The organism is Cryobacterium sp. SO1, from assembly GCF_004210215.2.
Lineage (GTDB): Bacteria > Actinomycetota > Actinomycetes > Actinomycetales > Microbacteriaceae > Cryobacterium.
Genome location: NZ_CP067394.1, coordinates 68,344 through 87,333, shown reverse-complemented (window position 1 = coordinate 87,333; position 18,990 = coordinate 68,344). Strand labels below are relative to the sequence as shown.

General features: G+C 69.6%; 17 protein-coding genes and 1 riboswitch. Of the genes, 10 read left to right on the top strand and 7 right to left on the bottom strand.

The window, feature by feature from the left end; genetic code table 11:
* The first annotated feature begins 33 nt into the window (after positions 1-33).
* The 3 genes from BJQ95_RS00395 (at position 34) to BJQ95_RS00385 (ending at position 2,694) form a co-directional block, all read left to right on the top strand.
* Positions 34-1,242, top strand: coding sequence for an MFS transporter (locus BJQ95_RS00395; protein WP_130177829.1), 1,209 nt, complete (start codon positions 34-36; stop codon positions 1,240-1,242).
* Between the two features lie 9 nt (positions 1,243-1,251).
* Positions 1,252-1,947: an endonuclease NucS gene (gene nucS / locus BJQ95_RS00390; RefSeq protein ID WP_130177828.1), complete on the top strand. Its 696-nt coding sequence runs from the start codon at positions 1,252-1,254 to the stop codon at positions 1,945-1,947.
* Positions 1,948-2,025: 78 nt separating this feature from the next.
* Complete coding sequence (locus BJQ95_RS00385; RefSeq protein WP_240694754.1) at positions 2,026-2,694, top strand: HAD hydrolase-like protein; 669 nt, start codon at positions 2,026-2,028, stop codon at positions 2,692-2,694.
* 220 nt (positions 2,695-2,914) lie between these two features.
* Here BJQ95_RS00385 and hxlA read toward each other — a convergent pair whose 3' ends face one another.
* Together hxlA and hxlB are read right to left on the bottom strand one after the other, a co-directional pair.
* Complete coding sequence (hxlA, locus tag BJQ95_RS00380) at positions 2,915-3,538, bottom strand: 3-hexulose-6-phosphate synthase (protein WP_130177826.1); 624 nt, start codon at positions 3,536-3,538, stop codon at positions 2,915-2,917.
* 51 nt (positions 3,539-3,589) lie between these two features.
* A complete protein-coding gene (gene hxlB, locus BJQ95_RS00375; RefSeq protein ID WP_370688402.1) occupies positions 3,590-4,180 on the bottom strand; it encodes a 6-phospho-3-hexuloisomerase in 591 nt (196 codons plus the stop codon).
* Positions 4,181-4,455: 275 nt separating this feature from the next.
* Here hxlB and BJQ95_RS00370 point away from each other — a divergent pair, with 275 nt between their 5' ends.
* On the top strand, positions 4,456-5,727 hold the full coding sequence (locus BJQ95_RS00370) for a LuxR C-terminal-related transcriptional regulator (RefSeq protein ID WP_240694753.1): 1,272 nt from the start codon (positions 4,456-4,458) through the stop codon (positions 5,725-5,727).
* A gap of 125 nt (positions 5,728-5,852) precedes the next feature.
* On the opposite strand, the gene BJQ95_RS00365 is transcribed toward BJQ95_RS00370, so the two are convergent.
* From BJQ95_RS00365 to BJQ95_RS00355, 3 genes are all read right to left on the bottom strand, one after another.
* Positions 5,853-7,574: a SulP family inorganic anion transporter gene (locus BJQ95_RS00365; protein ID WP_240694752.1), complete on the bottom strand. Its 1,722-nt coding sequence runs from the start codon at positions 7,572-7,574 to the stop codon at positions 5,853-5,855.
* Complete coding sequence (locus tag BJQ95_RS00360) at positions 7,571-7,996, bottom strand: metalloregulator ArsR/SmtB family transcription factor (protein ID WP_130177832.1); 426 nt, start codon at positions 7,994-7,996, stop codon at positions 7,571-7,573. The genes BJQ95_RS00365 and BJQ95_RS00360 overlap by 4 nt, the downstream gene beginning before the upstream one ends.
* Positions 7,997-8,186: 190 nt before the next feature.
* The gene (locus tag BJQ95_RS00355) at positions 8,187-8,330 is read right to left on the bottom strand and encodes a hypothetical protein (RefSeq protein ID WP_165384932.1); all 144 of its coding nucleotides are present in this window, start codon (positions 8,328-8,330) and stop codon (positions 8,187-8,189) included.
* A 329-nt stretch (positions 8,331-8,659) separates the two neighbouring features.
* Here BJQ95_RS00355 and BJQ95_RS00350 point away from each other — a divergent pair, with 329 nt between their 5' ends.
* On the top strand, positions 8,660-9,631 hold the full coding sequence (locus BJQ95_RS00350; protein ID WP_165384931.1) for an FKBP-type peptidyl-prolyl cis-trans isomerase: 972 nt from the start codon (positions 8,660-8,662) through the stop codon (positions 9,629-9,631).
* Positions 9,632-9,683: 52 nt separating this feature from the next.
* Positions 9,684-9,748: riboswitch (guanidine-III (ykkC-III) riboswitch) on the top strand.
* A gap of 11 nt (positions 9,749-9,759) precedes the next feature.
* Positions 9,760-10,083, top strand: a complete 324-nt coding sequence (locus tag BJQ95_RS00345) for a multidrug efflux SMR transporter (protein ID WP_130177824.1) — start codon at positions 9,760-9,762, stop codon at positions 10,081-10,083.
* On the opposite strand, the gene BJQ95_RS00340 is transcribed toward BJQ95_RS00345, so the two are convergent.
* Positions 10,049-11,971 (bottom strand): HNH endonuclease signature motif containing protein, encoded by a 1,923-nt coding sequence (locus BJQ95_RS00340; RefSeq protein WP_130177823.1) that lies wholly within the window; start codon positions 11,969-11,971, stop codon positions 10,049-10,051. The genes BJQ95_RS00345 and BJQ95_RS00340 overlap by 35 nt on opposite strands.
* 131 nt (positions 11,972-12,102) lie before the next feature.
* Positions 12,103-12,516 (bottom strand): aspartate 1-decarboxylase, encoded by a 414-nt coding sequence (gene panD / locus BJQ95_RS00335; protein ID WP_205750122.1) that lies wholly within the window; start codon positions 12,514-12,516, stop codon positions 12,103-12,105.
* Positions 12,517-12,604: 88 nt separating this feature from the next.
* Here panD and BJQ95_RS00330 point away from each other — a divergent pair, with 88 nt between their 5' ends.
* The 4 genes from BJQ95_RS00330 to BJQ95_RS00315 all read left to right on the top strand — a co-directional run bounded on the left by BJQ95_RS00330 (position 12,605) and on the right by BJQ95_RS00315 (position 18,987).
* On the top strand, positions 12,605-15,199 hold the full coding sequence (locus BJQ95_RS00330; protein WP_165384930.1) for an excinuclease ABC subunit UvrA: 2,595 nt from the start codon (positions 12,605-12,607) through the stop codon (positions 15,197-15,199).
* Positions 15,200-15,282: 83 nt separating this feature from the next.
* Positions 15,283-16,512: an aminotransferase class V-fold PLP-dependent enzyme gene (locus BJQ95_RS00325; RefSeq protein WP_240694751.1), complete on the top strand. Its 1,230-nt coding sequence runs from the start codon at positions 15,283-15,285 to the stop codon at positions 16,510-16,512.
* The gene (locus tag BJQ95_RS00320) at positions 16,513-17,571 is read left to right on the top strand and encodes a hypothetical protein (protein ID WP_130177820.1); all 1,059 of its coding nucleotides are present in this window, start codon (positions 16,513-16,515) and stop codon (positions 17,569-17,571) included.
* Between the two features lie 129 nt (positions 17,572-17,700).
* Positions 17,701-18,987: an ATP-binding protein gene (locus BJQ95_RS00315; RefSeq protein ID WP_130177819.1), complete on the top strand. Its 1,287-nt coding sequence runs from the start codon at positions 17,701-17,703 to the stop codon at positions 18,985-18,987.
* Positions 18,988-18,990 lie beyond the last annotated feature (3 nt).

Sequence of the window (18,990 nt, the reverse complement as noted above, 5' to 3'; positions counted from 1 at the left end):
CGTGTGTAAACAACGTGATGCGATTACACAGAGGTGAGCAGAGGACCGGTGGGGTGGCGAAACGCCATCTTTGTGTTGTTTTTCGTGAGCGGGCTCAGCCTGGCCTCGTGGGTGTCCCGCATCCCCACGGTGCGTGACGGCCTGGCACTCCGCACCGACGAGGTGGGGCTGCTGATCTTCGGGCTTTCCGCCGGATCGATCCTCGGCCTGGTCTCGGCGGTCTGGCTGCTGTCCGCGTTCGGCGCCCGCCGGGCGATCGTGGCGAGCATCGCGGTCTCCTCGACGGGGCTGGCCCTCGTTGGCGTCGCCGCGTCGGTGTGGGGGTCGGCGCCGCTCGCGTTCACCGCCCTGATCCTGGTGGGCTTCGGCATGGGCTCCACCGACGTGATGATGAACGTGGAGGGCGCCGCCGTCGAACGTGAGCTCGGCGTCACGCTGATGCCGTTGCTGCACGCCTGCTTCAGCCTGGGCACCGTGGCCGGAGCGCTGCTCGGCGCCGCGGCCGCCGGCCTGACCGTGTCGGTGGGCTGGCACCTCACCGGCGTCGCCGTCCTCGCGCTGGCCGCGGCTGCGATCGCGGTGCGGTTCGTGCCGCTGCGGCCCGCCCTCGGCGATCCCACCGATCACACCCTGGTGCGGCCGAACTGGGCCGAACGGATGCGCGACAGCCTCGCCGTGTGGCGCGACCCGAGCATCCTGATGATCGGGGTGATCGTGCTCGGAATGACCTTCGCTGAAGGCTCGGCCAGCGACTGGCTCGCCCTGGCCGTGGTTGACGGGCGCGGGCAGAGCGACGCCACCGGCGCGCTGGTCTTCGGGGTGTTCGTGTCGGCGATGACGGTGGGCCGGGTGGCGGGCGGCCCGGTGCTGGACAGGTTCGGCCGGGTGCCCGTGCTCCGCGCCTGCTCGCTGCTCGGCGTGGCCGGGCTGCTGCTGGTGATCCTCGCGCCGGCGGTGTGGCTGCTCGTCGTGGGCACCGTGCTGTGGGGCCTTGGCGCGTCGCTGGGTTTCCCCGTCGGCATGTCGGCCGCGGCCGACGACACCGCCAACGCGGCCGCCCGGGTCAGCGCCGTCGCCATGATCGGCTATTTCGCGTTCCTGGTCGGGCCGCCGTTGCTGGGCCTGATCGGTGAGCAGGTGGGCATCCTGAACGCCCTGTTCGTGATCGTGGTGCTGATGGCCCTGGCCGGACTGGCCGCCCCGGCCGCCCGCGAGCGCACGCGCACCCCTGCCGCCGGTTAAGCTCGTTCAGTGCGCCTCGTAATAGCAAAATGTTCAGTTGACTACGCAGGACGACTCAGCGCGCATTTGCCGCTGGCCACCCGCCTGCTCATGGTCAAGTCCGACGGCAGCCTGCTCGTGCACTCCGACGGCGGCTCGTACAAGCCGTTGAACTGGATGAGCCCGCCCTGCAGCCTGGCCGTCTCGACGCCAGACGACCTGCAGGCCGAGGCCGGTATCACCGAGCTGTGGACCGTGACGCACGCCAAGACCGCCGACCAGCTCATCGTGAGCATTTACGAGGTGGAGCACGACTCCGCCCACGACCTCGGTATCGACCCCGGCCTGATCAAGGACGGCGTCGAGGCGCACCTGCAGAAGCTGCTCGCCGAGCACATCCACCTGCTCGGCGACGGTCACACCCTGGTGCGTCGCGAATACATGACGGCGATCGGCCCCGTCGACATCCTGGCCAGGGATGCCCAGGGCGCCTCGGTCGCCGTCGAACTCAAGCGCCGCGGTGACATCGACGGTGTCGAACAGCTCACCCGCTACCTCGAGCTGATGAACCGCGACCCACACCTGGCGCCCGTCGTCGGCGTGTTCGCCGCGCAGCAGATCAAGCCGCAGGCGCGCACTCTGGCCGAGGACCGCGGCATCCGCTGCCTGGTGCTTGACTACGACGCGATGCGCGGCCTCGACGACACGGCCTCCAAGCTCTTCTGAACGCCGGCGTGTGTCGCACCTGCTCTGGTGAGGGTTCACATGCAAGGGTTTGGGCACCCCGGCCCTAAGCTGTTGCGAGTGAACCCCACCCTGACGCGCACCTGGAGCGCCATCCTCTTCGACCTCGACGGAACCATCACGGATTCCGCCCCGGCCATCACCAACTCGCTGGCCCGCACGTTCGCGCTGCTCGGTCGACCGATTCCCTCCGACACCGAGCTGATGAAGTACGTCGGCCCGCCCCTCCTGGCCGCATTCGTCGAATACGCCGGCATGACTCCCGACGAGGCCCTCGAGGCCATCGCCGTGTACCGCGCCGACTACCAGGGCCCCGCGTCGCTGGACACCGCCGTGTACCCGGGCGTCGCCGGCCTGCTCGAACGCATCCACGAGGCCGGCATCCCTCTCGGTCTGGCCACGAGCAAGCCCGAGCACACCGCCATCGCGATCCTGGAGCACTTCGAGCTGGCCCAGTACTTCACGGTCATGGTCGGGGCCACCGAGAACGAGACCCGCAGCAACAAGGCCGACATCGTCGAGGAGGCCCTGGTGCGCTTCAGCGCGGCCGGGGTCGACACCTCCGCCGTGGTCATGGTCGGTGACCGGGTCTACGACGCCGAGGGCGCCAACGCCAACGGCGTGCCCACGATCCTCGTCGAGTGGGGTTACGGCTCCCCGGAGGAGGCCGCCCTGGCCACCGCCGTGGTGCACTCCACCGACCAGCTCGGCAAGCTGCTCCTGGGCTGACCTGCCCGGATCCGCAGCATCCGCGCCGCCGGACCGCCCGCTGCACCGAGTTGCCGCAAAATGCCCCTTCACGCATCGTGAAGGGCATTTTTCGGCACGTCGTGCGGATGCGCGGGCGCCGACTTGCCGCAAATACCCCCTCCGGTAGCGCTGCAGGGGATATTCGACGCAACTCGCCGATAGTGGATTGCGGTGCGGCTTGCGGTGCGGCTTGCGGCTGCTAGCTGATGGCGGCGCGCAGCTCAGCGGCGGCGGCGGCCGGGTCGGCCGCGCTGTAGATGGCGCCACCGGCGACGGCCACCTCGGCACCGGCGCGCTGCACGGCCGCGATGGTGGCCGTGGAAACCCCGCCGGCCAGGGAGAAGGGCACCTGAGCGGTTTCGCCGGCGCTGAGCAACGTCTCGAGGCTGAAGCCCTCCTCGGCCTGCTCGTCCAGGCCTGCGTGCATCTCGACGAACACGGCGCCGAGCGCGATCACCTCGCGGGCCCGGCTGACCTTGTCGGCCACGCCGATGAGGTCCACGACGATGCCCTTGCCGTGCTTGGTGGCGGCCGCGACGGCGCCCACGATGGTGCTGTCGCCGGCCGTGCCGAGCACGGTGACCAGGTCGGCGCCGGCGGTGAAGGCGATGTCGGCCTCGAGCTCACCGGCATCCATGGTCTTCAGGTCGGCGAAGACGATCTTGTCGGGGTGCGCCTGCTTGATCGCGGTGACAGCGCGGAGGCCCTCTGCCTTGATCAGCGGGGTGCCGAGCTCGATGATGTCCACGTACGGGGCCACCTGGCCGGCGAGGGTGAGCGCGGCGTCGGTGGTGAGTACGTCCATTGCTACCTGAAGCTTCATGGGATCTGCTTTCTGTTGTCGGTGGGTGCTTCGAAAAGAGTGGGGTCTGGGCTATTCGAGGTTGGCGTGCCGGGGCCAGAGCTCGTCGGCCGTGGCACCGGATGCCTGCCAGAGGGTGTGGAAGACGGCGTCGCCGACGACGAGGACCGACTGCTCGAACAGCGCGCCGGAGTACTGCACGGACCGGGTGCCGCCGTGATCCTGTTTCTGGGCGGCGGGGAGCACCACGGTGACGTCGGCCAGGTCGGCCAGCGGTGACTCGGGCGCCGTCGTCAGCACGAGAACGCTCGCGCCGGCGGCATGCGCGGTCTCGGCGGCGCGCACGATTCCGGCGGTGCTGCCGGAGCCGCTGGCCGCCAGTAGGGCATCCTGGGCGGTGATCGCCGGGGTGGTGACGTCGCCGACCACGTGCACGACGAGGCCGAGATGCATGAGGCGCATCGCCGTCATCCGCAACGCCAGCCCGGACCGGCCGGCGCCGAGCACGAAGACCCGGTCGGCGGCGGCGATGCCCGCCGCCATGGCATCGAGGCTCGCGGCCGCACCGGGATCCGCCGCCAGCCGGCGCGCCACGGTGGTGTTCTCGGCCAGGATCGACTGCACGTTGGCGAGTACCGCCGATGTCGCCGTGCCGGCGGTCACGGCGCCGGCAGACTCGGCGCGGGCGGGGTCAACCTTGGCGGCCTCGGCTCGGGCGGGGTCAACCTTGGCGGCCTCGGCTCGGGCGGGGTCAACCTTGGCGGCCTCGGCTCGGGTGGGGTCGACCTTGGCGGTCTCGGTGCGGGCGGTCTCGGTGCGGAGCATCCCTCAATGATTGCCGCCCCCGCCCCCGCGTGCGGCCCACCGAACGGGCAGCCAGCCTACCCGGATGGGTAGGCGTGGTGGTCCGGCCGCGGGCATCCGGGTAGGCTGACTCGGTGAAGTCGATCACCAACCCCCGTTCCATCGAGCTGCTCGATGCCCTGCAGGCTGTCGTGGCCAGCTCGCTCCTCGACATTGCCGGCGGCTTCTCCGCGCTGCTGCAACCGCTGATCGGGCACACCGCGCTGGTGATCTTCACGGAGGACTGCACCGGCCGGCCTCAGAAGAAGGCCGGCGAACCGGCGATCATCGACGAGGTCACCCTGCTCGAGCTGGACGCCGTACGCCGGTCCCTCAACACCGAAGCCGCCGACCCGTGGGGTCTGCGAGCCGTGATCGGTGGCACCGACCGCCCGATCACCGCGTGGCTGGCCGGTACCGGTGCCCTGCTGGTGCTCACCGATCCCGAGCTCACCCCGGCCGGCCGGGCCGACCCCGAGTCGACCCTCGCGCTGGCCGGCCGGCTGTGGCAACTCGTGGCCACGAGCATCCGCCAGCAGGTGGCCGCGGCCGCCCCCGCCTACCTGCTCGACTCGCGGGCGGCCTCGGCCGAGCGTGCCAAGCTCATCGCCGACCTCACGGATGCCCATTCGACCGCCCTGGAGTCGATACTCGCCGTTCTGCGCTCGCCCACGGTGAGCGCAGAGGCCGCCCGCCAGACGGCGACAGACCTTGCCGCGAGCGCGATGGTGAGCCTGCGGGCGGTCTCCGACCGGGACAGGTCGCTGGCCGAGGAGCCAGTGGGTGAAGCCTTCGCCCGGCTGCGGGACGACCTGCGGCCGCTCGTGCGCTTCGGCGACCTCGACGTGCAGTTCGTCGAACCGCCGGCGAACGGGCGGGCGCTGCCCGGCGAGGTCGCCCATGCCGGCCGGGCCATCGTGCGCGGGGCCGTGCTCGCCCTGGTGGAACAGGCCGGGGTCAGCCGGGTGCGGGTGCAGTGGGACTGCGACGGCAGCAACCTGCTCATCCAGATCCGCGACGACGGCGCCGGGAACCTCACCGCCGACTCCCCCGGCGTGGGCCCGCTCACGGCCAGGGTCGCCGCCCTCGGCGGCACCTTCGGTGTGCAGGCCACCGCCGGCTGGGGCTCCGAGCTCGCGGTGTCGCTACCGCTCGATGCCCCGCTGGCTCCGTTGGCCCCGGCCGCTGAGTGGGGGCTGAGCCCGCGCGAGCAGGGCGTGCTCGCTCTCGTCGCGTCGGGAGCGCGCAACAAGGCCATCGCCGCCGAGCTCTCGATCAGCGAGAACACCGTGAAGTTCCACGTGGCCAACCTGCTGCGCAAGGTGGGCGCCGCCACCCGGGCCGAGCTGGCCTCGCTGGCCCGTTAGGGACGCACGGTTATCAGGACAAAGGTCGCAGGAAAGGACCAGAGCTCCGATTCCGTCCTTGTAATCTCACTTATTCCTTTTGTGCGGCACCCGCGCCTCGGGGCAGCCGCGCCTCGGGGCAGCCGCTAGTCGCGGGGCAACCGGATCGCGCTGGTCCAGCCGAAGTCTCCGGCATCCGCGCCGCCGCCGGCCGTCGCGGCCCGGGTGACGTGGCTACGCGCGTGCTCGATCGCGGCGTCCAGGTCGGTGAAGAGATGGTTGCGGTGCCGCAGTGACGTGATCACGCCCACCCGGGTGACGAGCTTGAGGTGCCGCGGCTGGATGCCCTTGACCAGCACCGTGATACCGCGCCGCTCCAGGGCCTGGATCATCTCGGTGATCACCCGGGCGCCGGTGGCGTCGAGGATCTGCAGCTGCGACATCCGGATGATCACGACGGTGATGTGGCTGGTCTGGTTGACGCGTTCGAGCATCCGCTCTGCGGCGCCGAAGAACAGGGCGCCGTCGAGCCGGAACAGGGCGATGCGTTCGTCGCCCGGCGCGGGTTCGCCGGGTAGCTCCTCACGGTGCACTCCGCTGGAGGCCGAGACCGACCGCAGGGCGAAGAACGCCGCCACGGCGATGCCGATGCCGACGGCCACGATGAGGTCGACCGAGACGGTGACCAGGGCGGTGATGATGAACACGGTGGCGTCCGAGCCCGTGGAGCCGATGATGCTGCGCACCGTGGCGATCGAGATCATGCGCGCTGCGGTCATCATGAGCACCCCGGACAGGGCGGCGAGCGGGATCTGCGAGACCACCCCGGTGGCCAGATAGACCACACCGATCAGCACGATCGAGTGCACGATGGCCGCCAGCCGGGTGCGGCCGCCCGAACGGATGTTGACGGCCGTGCGGGCGATCGCGCCGGTGGCGGGCATCCCGCCGAAGAAGCCGGAGGCGATCGAGGCCAGGCCCTGGCCCACCAGTTCGCGGTCGGCGTCGTACGGGCCGGTGTCGGAGAGGGTGACGGCCACTCGGGCCGAGAGCAGGGATTCGATCGCGGCGAGCGCCGCGATGGTGAGCGCGGGGCCGACCAGCGAGCCGAGCTGACCGGGATCGAGCTGGGGCAGCATCGGCGATGGCAGCGAGCTCGGCAGCTCGCCGATGCGGGCCAGCGGCAGGTTGGCCAGGTTGGCGATCACGGTCACCACGATGATGGCCACGATCGACCCGGGCAGCTTCTTGTGCACCAGCGGGGCCAGCAGCATGATCGCGGCGACCACGAGCACCATGGCCACCGGGATGATCACCGTGGACCAGTCCACGGTCTCGAAGGACTGCACGGCGGCCATGAAGGCGTTGCTGCTCGGCCCGGCCTTGGAGCCGATCGCGGCAGGCACCTGCTGCAGGAAGATGATCACGGCGATGCCGAGTGTGAAGCCTTCGATCACCGGCCACGGGATGAAGCTGACCGCGCGACCGAGTTTGAGCGCGCCGGCGGCGATCACGATGAGGCCGGCCATCAGGCTGAGCACGGCGACGACGCCGACACCGTGGGCGGCCACGACCGGGCCGAGGACCACGACCATGGCGCCGGTGGGCCCGGACACCTGGATGTTGGAGCCACCGAACACGGCGGCGATGACCCCGGCCACGATGGCGGTGATGAGTCCGCTCTCGGCGCCGGCGCCGGAGCTGACCCCGAAGGCCAGGGCCAGCGGCAGCGCGATGATGCCCACGGTGAGCCCGGCGACGATGTCCCCGCGCCAGGTGCGCTTCACGTCCCGATAGTCCTGCCAGCTAGGCAGCAGGGCGCGCAGGTAGCGGCCGGATGAGGCGGCAGCAGTGCCGATCACACTCACCGGGACACCGCGTCGCTGGTCAGCGCGCTGGAGCGCGCATCCGTCGACGCAAGCCTGGGCAGGCCTACCGTGCTGATCAGATGCTGCTGGGTGGTCTCGAGGATCTCGACGAGCAGCTGCCTGGCCACCGCGAGGAGGTCCGCCACCTGCGGGTAGGCCAGGCTGTAGAAGACCAGGCTGCCGCGGCGCTCGGCCACCACCAGGTTGTGCCTGCGCAGCACCGACAGGTGCTGGGAGAGGTGCGAGGCCTCCAGGCCGGTGTCGGTGAGCAGGTCGGAGACCGACAGGTCCGCCTCGGCGTTGGCGAGAACCTCGAGCACCCGCACCCGCACCGGATGCGCCAAGCCCTTGAACAGATTGGCCTTCACCTCGTACAGCGGACGGTTCGCATCCGTGAAGTTATCGATCGGGTCCTGCTTCATCGGTTCCATGAATTCATCATATCGCGCTATCACGACGGCGGACCCGGACGAAGGTCCCGTTCGGTCGGGTCGCCGGTCACGCCGCAATCAGCGGCAGCGGCAGATCTGGCCTCACCGAAGTGAGGCACGTCTACGAGGCCACGAGCCGGACGTGCTTACGCTCGCACTCCGGCTATCGGTGAGCCGGCGGCTATTCGGCGTTGGGGTCGGCGACCGTGGACGCCGGCGCCGGGGCGGGGGCGTTGCGGTGCGTGCGCCAGAAGTACTCACGTTTGAGGCTTGCCCAGCGGTCCATGCTGACGGCATGTGCTGAGGTGGACTTCGGGTCGGACACGAATGACTCTTCTCTTGACGTGCGTTCACCACGTCGAGCGACGTTCGACGGGTGAGGCAGGGCGTCAATCGAACGAGAACATTACCGTGGGATGCGTGGCGCCACTGTCGGTGGGTTCGGTCGCCATCGACCAGCTCGGCCTGATGGATTTCTGGGGCCGTGTGTCCAGTTTAGATCTCGCCATCCGGCGTCGTCAGGGGACGAAAGTCCCAATTCGAAGACGTGCCTGGGTTCTGTCTGGGAGGTGGCTGGGAGCCGCCGTGATTCAGCGCATACATAGGTGCAGGGGTCAGACTATTCGAGGCCCGAATCTGACTGGAGACTTCTGCGTGCGCACACTTCCTACTTTCCTCACCCTGACCGCGGTTGCGGCCGTCGCCCTCACCGGGTGTGCGGCATCGCCCGATCCGGCGGCGACCCCGTCGGCCACGAAAGCGGCGATCGCCTGCACCGATCCGGGTTCCACCTCGGACGCTGTGACCGTCGCCGGTGATGCCGGTGTCGAACCGACCGTGACCTTCGAAGCACCCCTGGCCGCGAAGGAGACCGAACGGACGGTCGTCAACGAGGGCACCGGGGACGCGGTGAAGGACGGCGACTCCGTTGCCATCTCCTACACCGCGTACAACGCGACCACCGGGGCCAAGCTCACCGCCGGCGGCTTCGGCGACGACGCCGGCCTCACCATCAACGTGGTCGACGGCCAGGGTGTCATCCCGGGCATTCTCAAGGGCGTTGCCTGCTCCAACGTGGGCGACAGGGTGGCCGTCGTGTTCCCGCCCGCGGATGGCTTCGGTGAGACCGGCAACACCGACCTCGGCGTGGCCGCCACCGATCAGCTGCTCTTCGTGATCGACATCAAGGAAAAGCTGCCCACCCGCGCCACCGGCGAAGACCAGGAGCCCACCGACGGTTTCCCCGCCGTGAAGCTCGCCGATGACGGCGAGCCCACCGTGACCATGCCCAAGGGCGACCCGCCCGCGGACCTCGCGGTCGAGGTACTCAAAAAGGGCGACGGCGCGGTCGTAGCGGACACCTCGACGGTGACCGTGCAGTACACCGGCGCGATCTGGGCCACCGGCAAAGTGTTCGACCAGAGCTGGGGCGTCGGACCCACGACCTTCCCGGTCTCCGGGTTGATCACCGGTTTCACCCAGGGCATGGTCGGGCAGACCGTGGGTTCCCAGGTCGTGATCGTCATCCCGCCGGGTGAGCTCGGCTACGAAGGCGGCAACGAGACGGCCGGCATCAGCGCCACCGACAGTCTGGTCTTCGTCGTCGACATCATCGCGGCTGCGTAGCCACGCCCGGCGGCCTGCCCAGTTATTGCACAGGCCGCCGGGATAGCCTTCGGGGAGACCGCTCACTGCGGTCCCGGACGAGGGATCAGTACCCGGAACGCGACAAGACTGGCCGCGGGAGTGCTGTCATGTCGTGGATCATTTTGATCGTGTCCGGGGTTCTCGAAGCCGTCTGGGCGACAGCCCTGGGCAAGTCCGAGGGCTTCAGCAAGCTCTGGCCCACCGTGATCTTCGGGGTGGCATTGGTGCTGAGCATGAGCGGCCTCGCGTTCGCGATGCGCGGCATCCCGATCGGCACCGCCTACGCAGTCTGGGTGGGCATCGGCGCGGCCCTGACCGTGCTCTACGCAATGATCTTCGGCGGGGAGCCGGCGTCCCTGATCAAGATTCTGCTCATTCTGGGTCTCATCGGCTGTGTCATCGGCCTGAAGCTGGTGGACGACAGCCACTGACATCGCCTCGGTTCGCATGCTCGCCCAGGGCGGCGGCGCTCGTATTGCGCATCCGGGTCAGTGTCTGTCCCGGGTCAACGGTTGCCGGTGGCCTCAGCCAGTAGACCCCGCGGTTTTCGAATATCTGCCAGCCCTGGGCGTGTAGCAATCGGTGATGGGGCGGGCAAAGCAGGATTCCGACGCGAATGTCGGTGGCGCCGTGGTCGCGGGCCCATTCTTCGAGGTGGTGGGCTTCGGTTCTGGAGGGGGGTCTGTCGCAGTCGCCCCATCGGCAGCCGCCGTCGCGGGCGGCCAGTGAGATGCGTTGCGCGGCGGTGAAGATGCGTTCTTCGCGGCCGAGGTTGAGGGGTTGGCCGTCGTCATCGAAGGTGACCTCGATGGTGCCGCTGGTGCAGATCATCCGGTTGATGGTTTCCCGGCACACTGGTTGGGGGTGGCCTTCGATGAAGCCATGCCCGGTGCCGTCGGGAATCGCCACGAGCACCTCGGTCGGGTCGTGAGATGGTGGCGGCGATGCTGCGGGCGGGGTGGATAGTGCGCCCGGAGCCGGCGGCTGCGGCTGCGGCTGGGTGGCCGTGTCGCCACGCGCAGCCGGCGATGGCGTGGCCTGTGTGTGGCCGACCGGTCCAGGGTCGACCGGTTTGGTCGCGGTGACGAGGACCCGGACGGCGGGGGTGCGGCCGCCCAGCATGCGGTTCGGGTTGACCGTGCTGCCAGCCTTGAGCAGCTCGACGAACGTGTCGGCGGTGAGTTGGTCGGTGCTGCGCGGGTCGTCCTGGACTGCTTTGGCCCACGCGGCCCGGTTCGGGTCGACGAAGCGCACTCCGCCACGCCGCGGTCCCGTGGCGCTGTCGTACACGGAGAGCAGGAACGCGCCCTGCTCGGGTGGGAACTGTCCGTTGAGGTGCACCTGTCCGGAGTCGCTGGTCCAGATCCGCAGGTAGCGGTCGTCCCAGGCTTTCTTCTCGCGGGTCGCGATGCCGGCTTCGTCCAGGGTGTCGCGCATGCGGCGAGAGCGTTTGAGCAGCTCGTCGACAGTCGTCTCCTTGGCCTCGGCGAGGAGCTTCTGCACGGCAGCCCACAGAGCCTCGGCGGTGATCACCTCGTCGATCTTCCCGAGGCCTGCACGGATCGCATGTGCCGCGGCGACGGAGAGGGTTCCGGTGGCGACGGCGGCGGAGATCGGGCTGTACCAGGGCAACAGAGCCGGATCGGCACAGGCGAGGCGATCGAGACCGCCGACTCCATCAACCCCGCCAGTCCCGCCAGCCCTGTCAACGCCGCCAACTGCGTCGGCCCCGTCAACTCCACCAACTCCGTCCCGGCCGGCACCGCCGAGCCCTGCCTGCTCGTCAAGGAGCCGGCGGGCCGCTTCGCCCTCGACCGCGGCCTGAGCGGCCTCGGCATCGCCGAGCATCGTTCCCACATCCACAAGCTTCCGGGCATCGGCGCGGGTGGAACCGGTGAGGGTCTGGATCAGCTCGGCCGGCGACAAAAAACCCTGCCGGGCGGCGAGGCCCCGCTGGCCCAACTCGGGCCGGGAACGGTGCGCGAGGGTCTTCGCCAGCCACACCGATCGGGTCTCCACCAAGCCACGCAACCTGGCCAGGTCCTTCTGGCCGGCGATCAATTCCGCGTCGGAGAGCGCGTCGTAGTCGGCGCTGCACGCCCCCAGGTGCTCCACCGCTTCAACCGCGGCGATCAATGGCCTGGGCAGCGAATCGGCCGACAGCGCGGCCGTCGGCACCGAAGCCGTCGGCACCTCGGCATCCTGCACCGTGGTAACCGGCACCGTGGTAGCCGGCACCGTGGTAGCCGGCACCGTGGTAGCCGGCACCGAAACATCCGGCGGGGTACCGGGTTCGAAGGCGGCTGCGATGGTGACCATGCAGTGAGAATAGCTCAGTATAGAACGTTTGTGTGATGAAGTTGACGGCTGTGGAGAACTTTTTTCACACCTTCTCCGCCCCCCCTGATCCGGGCGCGCTGCTTCTCCTCGGTGCCGCCGGGCAGCGAAGCTCAGACGGCGAAGGGCGGGCGCTCCAGGTCGTCATCGCCGTCAGCGGCTGCCGGATCGGTGCCCACGGTGATGATGGCGTTGTTCTCGTCCACGTGCACCACCGTGGGCACGTACGCCCTGGCCTTCTTAGTGCTCATCTGGGCGTAGGAGATGATGATGACCAGGTCACCCTGGTGCGCCATCCGCGCGGCGGCGCCGTTGACGCCGATCACGCCGCTGCCGCGCTCCCCGGCGATCAGGTAGGTCTCGAAGCGGGCGCCGTTGTTCACGTTGACGATGCTCACCAGTTCGCCGGGCAGCAGGTCGGCCGCGTCGAGCAGGTCGAGGTCGACGGTCAGCGACCCCACGTAGTGCAGTGCGGCGTGCGTCACGGTGGCGCGGTGGATCTTGGATTTGAACATGGTGCGGCGCATCTGGGAAAAGCCTTTCGCGGTTCGACCTCTCCACGATACGCGTGCCGCGCCGGGCCCAGTGTCAGGGGGTCGAACTAGAGTGAATCGAATGCCTCACACTCCCTCCATTTCTCCGGCACAGGCTTCGCCGGCACGGACTTCCCCGGCCGGTCCCGCCGACTCCGCCCACCCCGCCGCCGACGGTTTCGTGCGCGTGCGCGGCGCCAGGGAGAACAACCTCCGCGACGTGGACGTCGACATTCCCCGCGACGCCATCGTCGCGTTCACCGGCGTCTCCGGCTCCGGCAAGTCCTCCCTGGCGTTCGGCACGATCTTCGCCGAGGCCCAGCGCCGCTTCTTCGAATCCGTCGCGCCGTACGCACGGCGCCTCATCCAGCAGGGCCACACCCCGCACGTCGACCTGATCACCGGCCTGCCGCCGGCCGTGGCCCTCCAGCAGCGCCGCGGTTCGCCCAGCTCCAGGTCCAGCGTCGGCACCGTCACCACGCTGTCCAATTCGATGCGGATGCTCTACTCCCGAGCCGGCACCTACCCCTCCGGGTCAGCCCTGCGCCTGGACTCCGACGCGTTCTCCCCGAACACCGCCACCGGTGCCTGCCCCGAATGCCACGGTCTGGGAATCTCTCACACCGTGACCGAGTCGCTGCTGGTGCCTGACGCGAGCCTGAGCATCCGCGACGGAGCCATCGCCGCCTGGCCGGGCGCCTGGCAGGGCAAGAACCTGCGCGACATCACGGCGGTGCTCGGGCACGACATCGACCTGCCCTGGCGCCGGCTCAACCGTGAGGCACGAGACTGGCTCCTCTATACCGAGGAGCAGCCCGTCGTGGAGGTCACTCCGCAGCGGGACAGGGTGGCCAAGCCGTACAAGGGCCGGTTCTGGAGCGCGAAGAGCTACGTGATGCACACGCTGGCCGATTCGAAGAGTGCCCAGATGCGCCAGCGCGTGCTCCCCTTCGTGGAGACCGGCCCGTGCCGGCTCTGTGGCGGCAGCGGCCTGCGCGCCGAAGCCCTGGCGGTGCGCTTCGCCGGCCGGCCGATCAACGAACTCAACGCCCTCACCCTCAGCGAGCTCGCCGAAGTGCTGCGGCCCACCGCCGAACTCACCGGCGCCACCGGCTCACACCGCTCAGCCCAGTCCGGCGAGGTCACCGAGGTCGCGGTCACCGTGGCCGGCGACCTGGTGCGCCGCCTCGAGGTGCTCATCGACCTCGGCCTGGGCTACCTCAGCCTGAGCCGCGCCACCCCCACCCTCTCCCCCGGCGAGATGCAGCGGCTGCGCATCGCCACCCAGCTGCGCAGCGGCCTCTTCGGCGTGATCTACGTGCTCGACGAGCCCTCGGCCGGTCTGCACCCCGCCGACGCCGAACCGTTGCTGGTGGTGCTCGAAAAGCTCAAGGCATCCGGCAACTCGGTGTTCGTGGTCGAACACAATATGGACGTCGTGCGACGCGCCGACTGGATCGTGGATGTGGGCCCCCGGGCCGGCGACGGCGGCGGGGAGGTGCTCTACAGCGGCCCGGTGCCCGGCCTGGCCGATGTGGCCGGCTCGATCACCCGCGGGTACCTGTTCCCGACCGCGCCGGACTCGGCCGCGCCCGCGCCCCGCGAGCCGGCCGCGTGGCTGGGCCTGGCCGGCGTCAACCGGCACAACCTGGTCGACCTCGACGTCGACGTGCCGCTCGGCGTGCTCACCGCCGTCACCGGCGTCTCCGGGTCGGGCAAGTCCACGCTGGTGAGCAAGGTGCTGGCGGATGCCGTGGGCCGGGAGCTGCGCCAGGGCCCGGTCGACACCGCGCCGGCCGGCCGCGACGCCGCGGCCGACCCCGATGAGGCGACCGGCGAGGAGGAGAGCACCACAGTGCTCGACACGGTCACCGGCGCCGGCGCCATCGACCGCCTGGTGCGCGTGGACCAGAAGCCCATCGGCCGCACCCCGCGGTCCAACCTGGCCACCTACACCGGACTTTTCGACGCCGTGCGCTCCACCTACGCGGCCACTGCCGCGGCCAGGGCGGCCGGCTTCGGCGCCGGCCGGTTCTCCTTCAACGTGCCCGGCGGCCGCTGCGACACCTGCCAGGGCGAGGGCTTCGTGGCGGTGGAGCTGCTCTTCCTGCCGGGCAGCTACGCGCCCTGCCCGACCTGCGGCGGGTCCCGGTACAACGCCGAGACCCTCGCGGTGCTCTACAACGGCAAGTCCATCGCCGACGTGCTCGGCCTCACGGTCGACGCGGCGGCCGCGTTCCTCGCCGACGTGCCCAGCGCGGCTCGCAGCCTGGAGACCCTGCGCGAGGTGGGCCTGGGCTATCTGCGGCTCGGCCAGCCTGCGACCGAACTCTCCGGCGGTGAGGCACAGCGCATCAAGCTGGCCACCGAGCTGCAGCGCGCCCGCCGCGGGCACACGCTGTACCTGCTCGACGAGCCCACCACCGGGTTGCACCCGGCCGACGTTGAACTGCTGATGACCCAGCTGAACCGGCTGGTCGACGCGGGCAACACCGTGGTGGTGGTTGAGCACGACATGGGCGTGGTCGCGGCGGCGGACTGGGTCATCGACCTGGGGCCGTCCGGCGGCAGCGCGGGCGGGCGCATCGTGGCCGAGGGCACCCCGGCTACCGTCGCGGCGCATCCGCACAGCCACACGGCGCCCTATCTCGCGCAACGCTTGGAGCTAGCTGTGTAAAGGCGCCACACCCGGTCAAACGGGACCTTGGTCCCCGTTCCCGGCTCGGCGGCGATTCTAAGCTGAGCCGGGAGTTGGAATCAATGAAGCGCAGCACGCTGTTCAAGAGGCCCGCCGCCGCACCGCTCGACACGGGTCGGCAGGGTGATTTCGGCTATCTGCAGCCCGGCGAGATCTACCTCGACGCCGCCTGCCAGAGCCTCCGCCCGCAGAGCGTGATCGACGCCCTCACCGACTACTACACGAGCTACAACGCCTGCGGCGGCCGGGTCAAGTACGCCTGGGGCCAGAAGGTCGACCACGCCGTGGCCGACACCCGCCTGGCGGTGCTCGGCCTGCTCGGGCTCTCGGCCAAGAGCCACGCCGTGTCGTTCACCCTCAACACCACCTACGGCCTCAACCTGTTGCTGCAACAACTGCCGCTCGGCCGCTTCGCCCGGGTCGTCACCAGCCACATCGAACACAACTCGGTGTTCCTGCCCACCATCACGGCCGCCCGTCGGCTGGGTGTCGAGCGCCTGGTGCTGGATCGGGCCGCCGACGGCGCCCTGCTCTACGACCCCGCGCAGTTGGAGAAGGCGGTGGTCGTGGTCAACGCGGCGTCCAACATCGACGGCCGCCTGCTGACCAACCTCACCGACCTGGTGCGCGACGCCCACGCCCGTGGCGGCATCGTGATCGTCGACGCGGCGCAGGCCATGGGGCACGCTCGCGCACTGCTGCAGAAGACCGAGGCGGATGCGGTGTGCTTCTCCGCCCACAAGATGTACGGTGCCAGCCTGGGCGTGGTGGTGGCCCGGCACGAGCTGCTCGGCTCGCTCGAGCTCGGCTTTGTGGGCGGCGGCATGGTGCAGGATGTGCGCGAGAGCGACTTCGACCTCGTGCAGGGCGACCCGGGTGCGCTGCTCGAACCCGGCCTGCAGGCGTGGGGCGAGATCATCGCGCTGGGCCGCGCCATCGACTGGCTGGGCGTCGTCCGCCCCGGCGGCCTGGCTCCCGCCGAGCACATCGGCGCGCTCTCCCGACGTCTCCACGACAGCCTCGCCGAGATCCCCGGTCTCACGTTGCTGAACACCGCGGCCAGCCCGGTGATCAGCCTGTACGCGCCCACACAGGACTCGCACCGGCTCGCGGTCTTCCTGTCGCACTCCACGATCATGGTGCGCAGCGGCTACTTCTGCGCGCATCACTACCTCAAACAACAGCTCGGGCTGCCCCCGCTGCTGCGCTTCTCCCTCGGCCTGCACTCGACCGAGTCGGACATCGACACGGCCACCCAGGCCCTCGCTCGGCTGATGAAAGGCCTCTCCTAAGTGTTCTGTATCGCGGCGTTCATCATCCTGGTCGTCATGGCCGCCTTCTCGGCGAGGTACCGGCGCTACGTCGGCACTGCCTGGAACTGCACCTGGCGCCGGGTCACCTTCCGGCCCTGCGACACGACCTTCAAGCAGGACATCAAGGACCACCTGCTCGCCCCCATCGCCATGCGTCGGCCCGGGCTGGTGAAGCCGGCCAGCATCGGCCTGGAGATCCTCGCCGTGCTGGTACTCGTCACCACCATCTGGTCGGGCTACACGGTGGTCAAGAGCGCCGTCAACCTCTACGTCTACGGCACCTGCAACAAGCAGGACTCGGCATCCTGCACCCTCGGCGCCGAGGCCTGCTCCATCCCGGATGAGACGCCGGGCTTCATGGAATCGCTGGGCGAGTTCGACGTGCTCGGCGCGTTCGGCAATGAATTCGGCAGCCTCGGCGAGACCTTCGCGGCCATCCCGGCCCGGTTCCAGACCTGGACCGCCGAGGACTACCTGCCCGCCAACCCGAGCTACCTCACCGAGGACGCCGCGAACCCGATCGCCGTCGAGGTCATCGACCCCGGCTGCACCTTCTGCAAGGCGCTCTTTGCGAACATCGAGGAGGCGGGCTTCGAATCCTCCTACAACCTCACCTACATCGCCTACCCGATCGCGGGCACCGACGGCTACAAGTTCCCCAACTCGTTGCTGGTCACCCGCTACCTCGAGGCCCTGCGGCTGCACCCGCTGGACGGCGCCGAGACCCCCGTCGATTGGCAGGTCCTCGAGCGCATCTTCACCGAGAAGGCGGAGTCCGGCCTGCCGTGGCAGGAGACCATCAACTCGATGGATGCCGACGAGGCCACCGCGACCCTGGTCGGCTGGCTGGGCGAGTTCGGCCTGTCCGCCGACCAGATCGACGAGATCGTCACCGAGGCCGACTCCGACACCGTCTCCGACATCATCGCCGCGAACAAGACCCTCGTGGAGGAGAAGATCGCCACCGTGAAGATTCCCACGATCATCTTCGACGGCCGCCGCCACGACGGCCTGGTCTCGGTCGACGGCCTGCGGTAGCCCGCCCCGCCCATCCGCGAACCGTGAGAAAAGCCCCGAAGATCACGAATTTTCGGTGCTTTACTCACGGTTCGCGGGAGGAAAAGGGTCTCGGGTGGCATAGTGGCCGCAGACCCCCGAGGGAGACCGATGACTCAGTGGCGCATCCGTGACTTTCACACCGACGACCTCGACGGCATCCTGCGCCTCTGGGAGGAGGTGACCGCGTCGAGCACCGACCCGGTCTATGGGCTGTCGGAGGTGCTCGCCTCCTGCCAGAAGGACGACGCGGTCGTGGCCGTGCACGGCGACGAGGTGGTCGGGGCCGCGGTCGGCCGGGCCGCCCACGCTCAGGGCTGGGTCGTGTTCCTCGCCACGACCAAACCGTGGCAAAGCCACGGCATAGGCTCCGCCCTGTTGGCCGCCCTCGAAAAGCGGATGGCGCCGCACGCGCTGACGAAACTCTCCGCGCTCATGCCGGAGACCGCCACCCGGGTGGACGCGTTCCTCAACCGCGGCTTCGAGATCAAGAACCACCTCAGCTACTTCGAGCGCCGCATCCCCGTGCAGGGCCAGGAGATTCGGGCTCTGGCCGACCTCGGCGGGCGCATCCTGCCGCGCGACCTGTGGGCGGGCGTCGGCGGTATGGTGCGGGAGAAGGAGATGCTCGAGCGGCGGCTGGTGATGCCCCTGGCCCGGCCGGAGATGGCCGACAGGTACGGCGTCGTACCACCAAAGGCCGTGGTGCTCTTCGGCCCGCCCGGCACCGGCAAGACCACCTTCGCCAAGGCCATCGCCTCCCGGCTGGACTGGCCGTTCGTGGAGGTGTTCCCGTCCCGGCTGGCGACGGACCCGCAGGGTCTGGCGGGCGCGCTGCGGGGAACCTTCGGCAAGATCGATGACCTCGATCACGCGGTGGTTTTCATCGACGAGGTCGAGGAGATCGCCGCCCAGCGCGGCGGCGAACCGCCCTCACCGCTGCAGGGCGTGACCAACGAGCTACTCAAGCTCATCCCGGCCTTCCGCGAGCGGCCCGGGCGACTGCTGGTCTGCGCCACCAACTTCATCCGCACCCTCGACTCGGCGTTCCTGCGGCACGGCCGGTTCGACTACGTCGTGCCGATCGGGCTGCCGGATGCCGAGGCCCGGCACGCAATTTGGGAGCGCTACCTTCCCGCCGCCGTGACCGGCACCGTCGACCTCGCCGCGCTGGTCGCGGCCAGCGACGGGTTCTCCCCCGCCGACATCGAGTACGCCGCCCGACGGGCCTCCCAGCAGGCGCTGGAAGACGCCCTCTCCGCGGGCGCCGACGAGTCCGCGCCCGGTGGGCCGGGTACCTCGGACTATCTGGCCGGCATCCGCGGCACCCGCACCACGGTCTCGGCGCAGGTGGCCGCCGAGTTTCTCGAGGACATCGACCGGCTCGCCCGGCTCTGAGCG